6 protein-coding genes and 2 tRNA genes are annotated in these 5853 nt (G+C 68.6%); 4 read left to right on the forward strand and 4 right to left on the reverse strand.

Annotated features, from left to right (window positions below; genetic code table 11):
• The 4 genes from ACE3O1_RS14475 to ACE3O1_RS14490 form a co-directional block, all read left to right on the forward strand.
• The coding region (locus tag ACE3O1_RS14475) for an RNA polymerase sigma factor (RefSeq protein WP_374316239.1) at positions 1-509 on the forward strand (509 nt) is incomplete at its 5' end.
• Positions 496-1257: an anti-sigma factor gene (locus ACE3O1_RS14480; protein ID WP_374316240.1), complete on the forward strand. Its 762-nt coding sequence runs from the start codon at positions 496-498 to the stop codon at positions 1255-1257. The genes ACE3O1_RS14475 and ACE3O1_RS14480, both read left to right, overlap by 14 nt.
• 84 nt (positions 1258-1341) lie before the next feature.
• Positions 1342-1464 carry a hypothetical protein gene (locus ACE3O1_RS14485; RefSeq protein WP_374316241.1) on the forward strand — a complete coding sequence of 41 codons (123 nt, stop codon included), beginning with the start codon at positions 1342-1344 and terminating at the stop codon, positions 1462-1464.
• Entirely contained in the window at positions 1461-2186 is a 726-nt protein-coding gene (locus tag ACE3O1_RS14490; protein ID WP_374316242.1) for a Type 1 glutamine amidotransferase-like domain-containing protein, read from the forward strand. Before ACE3O1_RS14485 ends, ACE3O1_RS14490 begins: the two co-directional genes overlap by 4 nt.
• A 33-nt stretch (positions 2187-2219) precedes the next feature.
• On the opposite strand, the gene ppsA is transcribed toward ACE3O1_RS14490, so the two are convergent.
• The 4 genes from ppsA to ACE3O1_RS14510 form a co-directional block, all read right to left on the reverse strand.
• On the reverse strand, positions 2220-4610 hold the full coding sequence (gene ppsA / locus ACE3O1_RS14495; protein ID WP_374316243.1) for a phosphoenolpyruvate synthase: 2391 nt from the start codon (positions 4608-4610) through the stop codon (positions 2220-2222).
• Between the two features lie 48 nt (positions 4611-4658).
• Positions 4659-5501, reverse strand: coding sequence for a pyruvate, water dikinase regulatory protein (locus ACE3O1_RS14500; RefSeq protein ID WP_374316244.1), 843 nt, complete (start codon positions 5499-5501; stop codon positions 4659-4661).
• A gap of 172 nt (positions 5502-5673) precedes the next feature.
• Positions 5674-5747: transfer RNA gene (locus ACE3O1_RS14505), tRNA-Met, on the reverse strand.
• A gap of 33 nt (positions 5748-5780) precedes the next feature.
• Positions 5781-5852 (reverse strand) — tRNA-Thr (locus ACE3O1_RS14510).
• Position 5853 lies beyond the last annotated feature (1 nt).

The following is a 5853-nucleotide window of genomic DNA, read 5'->3' on the forward strand; positions in this document are numbered from 1 at the left end:
CGGGCGACGAAGCCGCCCTCGCCGAGGTGTACCGCCGCTGGTCGCCGGTGGTGTTCACCCTGGCGCTGCGGTCCCTCGGCGATCGCACCGATGCCGAGGACGTGACCCAACGAGTGTTCGTCTCGGCGTGGACCTCCCGCGCGTCGTTCACCCCGACGAAGGGCAAACTCTCCACGTGGCTGATCGCGATCACCCGACGGCGCATCGCCGACATGCACGAGTCGCGAGCGCGAATCCGCCGGCTGCACGAGGAACTGGCGCGAACGACTCTTCCCGACGACCTGGTGCGCGAGCCGACCGACGTGGTGTCGACGATCCTTCTCACGAACGAGATCGACCGGCTCGAACCCGACGCCCAGCAGGTCGTGCGGCTCGCCTTCTACGACGACCTCACCCACGAGCAGATCTCGCGCCGGCTCAACATGCCCCTCGGCACCGTCAAGAGCCACTTGCGCCGAAGTCTCCTCCGCATGCGTGACAGATTGGAGGTCAGCCATGTCGCACCTTGACCTCGATCAGCTCACCCTGCTCGCCCTCGGGGAGCCGGTCGCGAGCGCCGCCGAGACCGAGCACCTCGCCGACTGCGCGCACTGCGCCTCCGAGCTCGCCGACCTGCGTCGCACCGCGCTCCTCGCTCGCTCGACGGTCGACGACAGCGGCCTCGAGGCTCCGCCCGACCGGGTCTGGATGCGGGTCGCCGATGAGCTCGGACTCGGTGCTTCGGCCGGGGTCGAGGCATCCGGGGTCGCTGCGGCCGAGGAGGAGGCGCCCGGAGTCGGCGCAGCTTCGCCACAGGAGACCGCGCGAGTGCAGACCCCGGCGCCGCGTCGGCGGTTGCGGGCGTTCTGGGCGCTGGCCGCCTCGCTCGTGCTGGTGGCTGGCATCGGCGTGGGCGCGTGGGTCGTGTCGTCGACACAGGCCCCCACGGTGGTCGCGGCCGCCGTGCTCGACCCCTTCCCCGACCATCCCGATGCCAGCGGCGCCGCGGACGTCGAGGTTGCCCGGGACGGCTCCCGCTCGCTCCTGGTGAGCCTCGACGGCGACGAGCTCGACGACGGCTACCGCGAGGTCTGGCTCATTCGCAACGATGCCGCCGCGCTCATCAGCCTGGGGGTGCTCGACGGCTCGGAGGGCAGCTTCGTGATCCCCGACGGCGTCGACCTCGACGAGTACAGCATCGTCGACATCTCCGTCGAGCCGGTCGACGGCGACCCCGCCCACTCCGGCGACTCGATCGTCCGGGGCCAGCTCACCTGACGGGCGGGAGGGCGAGTGCGAGTCGCCAGTTCGGGCGGTCACCGGGGGTCGGCAGCCACCCGAAGGCTCGCGTAGGCTCCTCGGATGACCCTCGACTCGAGCGATGCGGGCACCGGCCCAGGCGGAAGCCGCCGCGAGATCGCCCCACGGGACCTGTTCGCCGCTGCGGCACCGTCGTTCATCGTCGAAACGGGGGATGCCGCGTGAGCGTGCACCTCATCGGCGGCGGCGCGACGACGATCGCGGATGCCTCGCTCCACGTGCCGTTCGTCGCTGAGGCTGCGTCACGAGCAGACCGGGCCGGCCGACCGCGGCCCCGCATCGCGGTGATCTCGCTTCATCCCGAAGCCGAGGAGAAGGCGGCGGCGCTCGGCGAGCTTCTGACCCAAGCCGCAGCGGGAACCGCGATCGAGGTGCACCTGACGGCGGGTCGGCCGGGCGAGCCGATCGGACTCGACGCGATCGCCGACGTCGACGGCATCGCCGTGGGCGGCGGAGTCGTCGAGGACGTACGCGCCGGGCTCGAGCCGGTGTTCGGCGAGCTGCGCCGGCTGGTCGCCGCAGGGGTGCCCTACCTCGGTGTCTCCGCCGGCGCGATGATCGCGGCGGAGGGGTCGCTCGGAGGCGGCTCCCGCATCGGCGGCGTGGTCGTCTCACCCGAGGACCCCGGCGAGGCGGGTGGCGAGTTGGAGATCGAGGCCGGCATCGGCCTCGTCGACGTGGCCATCGAGGTGCACGTCGCCCAGCGCGGCATGCTGTCCCGACTGGTTGCCGCCGTCGAATCCGGACTCATCGCGGGCGCGCTCGGAATCGACGAGCGCACGGCCCTCATCGTGAGCGACGGCGGGTTGCGGGTCGAGGGCGATGGCAGCGTCTGGCGGGTGCTCCCGGCTGAGGGCGGGGTGCTGGTCTCCACGATCGGCGCGTGAGGGGCGTCCGAAGTCCCTCCCGCCGCGATGCGTTCAGGACACGCCCGCGGCCGTCCGCTGCGCCAGCCGCAGCCAGGTCTCCACGACGGTGTCGGGGTTGAGCGACATGGATTCGATGCCCTGTTCGACGAGCCATTCGGCGAGGTCGGGGTGATCGCTCGGTCCCTGTCCGCAGATGCCGACGTACTTTTCCGCGCGGCGGCATGCGTCGATCGCCATCGTGAGCATCTTCAGCACGGCGGGGTCGCGTTCGTCGAAGGTCGCCGCGACGAGCCCGGAGTCGCGGTCCAGGCCCAGGGTGAGCTGGGTCAGGTCGTTCGAGCCGATCGAGAAGCCGTCGAAGTACTCGAGGAACTCGTCAGCCAGCACCGCGTTGGACGGCAGTTCGCACATCATGATGACGCGCAGCCCGTTCTCGCCACGGCGCAGCCCGTTCTCCGCGAGCAGATCGATGACCGCGCGCGCCTCTGAGACGGTGCGGACGAAGGGGACCATGATCTCGACGTTGGTGAGTCCCATTTCGTCGCGGACGAAGCGCAGCGCCTCGCACTCCATGTCGAAGCACTCGCGGAAGTCGGCGGAGATGTAGCGCGAGGCACCGCGGTACCCGATCATCGGGTTCTCCTCGTGAGGCTCGTAGAGCTCACCGCCGATGAGGTTCGCGTACTCGTTGGACTTGAAGTCGCTGAGTCGGACGATGACCTTCTCCGGGGCGAACGCGGCACCGAGCATCGACACTCCCTCTGCGACGCGGCGGACGAAGTACTCGCGAGGTGACGGGTAGGCGGCGATGCGCTCGGCGATCTCACTCTTCAACGCCGGCTCGAGGGAGTCGAAGTCCAGCAGGGCGCGGGGATGGATGCCGATCTGCCGGTTGATGACGAACTCGAGCCGCGCCAGCCCGACGCCCCTGTTGGGCAGCTTGGAGAACGCGAACGCCTGGTCGGGGGTGCCGACGTTGAGCATGATCTTGGTCGGGCTCTCGGGCATCTCGTCGAGTCGCGTGATGACCTCTTCGAACGCGAGAAGCCCGTCGTAGACGATTCCGTCGTCACCGTCTGCACAGGAGACGGTGACATCGCGACCGTCCGCCAGGGCGATCGTCGCGTCTCCGGTTCCGACGACGGCCGGGATGCCGAGCTCGCGCGCGATGATCGCCGCGTGGCAGGTGCGACCGCCCCGGTTGGTGACGATCGCCGACGCCAGCTTCATGATCGGCTCCCAATCGGGGTCGGTCATATCGGCCACGAGCACGTCGCCGGCGTGGAACTGGTCCATCTGCGCGATGGAGGTCATCACCCGCACGGGTCCGGCGCCGATCTTCTGACCGATCGCCCGGCCCACCGTGATGACCGTTCCCGACTCCTCGAGGACGAATCGGCGAGTGACGTTGCCGTCGGCTCGCGACACGACTGTCTCGGGCCGCGCCTGAAGGATGTAGAGCTTGCCGTCGACGCCGTCCTTGCCCCACTCGATGTCCATCGGGCGTCCGTAGTGGGCCTCGATGACGAGCGCCTGACGCCCGAGCTCCTCCACCTCCGCGTCGGTGATGCTGAGTTGCGCGCGATCGGCCGGCGGGACGTCGGTGAAGACCGTGCTCGCCCCTGCCGCAGTCCCGTCGGCGTAGACCATCTTCACGGCCTTCTCCCCCACCGATCGCTTCAGGATCGCCGGACGTCCCTCACGGAGCGCAGGCTTATAGGCGTAGAACTCATCGGGGTTCACCGCGCCCTGCACCACCGCTTCGCCGAGCCCGTAGGAGCTCGTGATGAAGACGGCACGGTCGAACCCGGACTCCGTGTCGACCGTGAACATCACCCCAGAGGCTCCGACATCCGATCGCACCATCCGCTGGATTCCCGCCGACAGCGCCACCTCGTGATGGTCGAAGCCGTGGTGCACGCGATAGGCGATCGCCCGGTCGTTGTAGAGCGAGGCGAAGACGCTCCGCACCGCGGCGAGGATGTTCTCGATCCCGCTGATGTTGAGGAACGTCTCCTGCTGCCCCGCGAACGAGGCATCCGGCAGATCCTCTGCCGTCGCACTGGATCGCACCGCCCACGACACCGACTCCGGCTGCGGATCGCTCTCGACCAGCGCGGCGTACGCGGCGCGGATGTCGGACTCGAACGGCGCGGGCAGCGGCTGGTTCTCGATCCACTCGCGCACGCTCGCCCCGACACGGGCCAACTCCGCGACGTCGGACACGTCGAGCGCTTCGACCGTCGAGCGGATGCGATCGTACAGGCCGCCGGCGGCGAGGAAATCGCGGTACGCGTCGGCGGTCGTCGCGAAGCCGCCGGGAACGCTCACCCCCGCGCCCGACAGGTTGCTCACCATCTCCCCGAGAGAGGCGTTCTTGCCGCCGACCTGGCCGATGTCGTGCATGCCGATCTCGGTGAACCAGAGGATGTTGTTCGTCATTTCGTGTCCCGATCAGTGTGGGTGAAGCGCGCAGGGCGGTGAATGGGCTCAGGAACGCAATCGCATGGACTGCATGATCACGGCCGACATCTCCTCGACGGACTTGGTGGAGGAGTTGAGGAACGGCACGCGGTTGCGGCGATAGAGGTCCTCGGCGCGGCGCAGCTCGAGGGTGCACTGCGCGAGGCTGGCGTACGTCGAGCTCGGCCGGCGCTCGTGCCGCACCTGACTCAGGCGCAACGGGGTGGTCGTCAGCCCGAAGCACTTTTCGACGAAGGGCGCGACGGTTCTCGGCAGTCCGTCGGAGGGGAAGTCGTCGTCGGTCAGCGGGTAGTTGGCCACGAGGAGCCCGTACTGCAACGCGAGGTACATCGTCGTCGGCGTCTTGCCGCAGCGGGACGGCGCGACGATGATCACGTCAGCGATGTCGAGGGCCCGCATGCTCTGCCCGTCGTCGTGCTCGATCGCGTACTCGACGGCGCGCATCCGCGCGAAGTAGCGCTCGATGTCGCCGACGCCGTGATACTGCCCCAGCTGCTCCGAGGCGGTGCTGCCCAGAGCGGCCTCGAGCTCACGGAGGTGCCCGCCGAGCAGGTCGATCACGACGGCGCCCGAGCCGGCAAGCTCCTCGAGGATCTCCCACGACTTGACCGTGGCGAACAGGATCGGCTCCGCGCCGGCCTCAGCTGATCTCCGGAGATCGAGTGCGACGTCACGCGCCCCCGACACGGTGTCGACGAACGGAATCGTATGCCGCTGGAAGGTGACACCGGGGAAGTTCGCGAGCAGCGCGCTGCCGAGCGTCTCAGCTGTGATCCCCGTGCTGTCGGACACGAAGAACGCCGCCCGGCGTGGCCGAGGTCCAGCCCGATCCTCGACCGGGGGATTCACCGATGCGCCGATCTCGTCACCTCCTGTCCAGAGAACTCCTTCCACGGTAGGTAACTTCATTCACTCCTGCGGAGACCAGGGTGTGAAAGAAGTGGCAAACCTTCGCATGAGACAAGGACGGCGGGTGCCGTGCGAAAACGAAAGCCCCCGGAAATCCGGGGGCTTCGATCTGTAGCAGGAGCGGGGCTTGAACCCGCGACCTCACGATTATGAGTCGTGCGCTCTCACCAACTGAGCTACCCTGCCGCGAGGCATCCGCTCTGCAGATTGGATGCCGCGAGCCCCGAGTCAGGATTGAACTGACGACCCCTTCCTTACCATGGAAGTGCTCTGCCACTGAGCTATCGGGGCG

The sequence above is a fragment of the Microbacterium sp. genome, assembly GCF_041909575.1.
Lineage (GTDB): Bacteria > Actinomycetota > Actinomycetes > Actinomycetales > Microbacteriaceae > Microbacterium.

What these genes read in the sequence shown, in the direction of transcription:
- ACE3O1_RS14480 (WP_374316240.1), top strand. Translation starts at nt 496, where the DNA reads ATGTCGCACCTTGACCTCGATCAGCTCACCCTGCTCGCCCTCGGGGAG.
- ppsA (WP_374316243.1), bottom strand. Translation starts at nt 4,610, where the DNA reads ATGACGAACAACATCCTCTGGTTCACCGAGATCGGCATGCACGACATC.
- ACE3O1_RS14485 (WP_374316241.1), top strand. Translation starts at nt 1,342, where the DNA reads ATGACCCTCGACTCGAGCGATGCGGGCACCGGCCCAGGCGGAAGCCGC.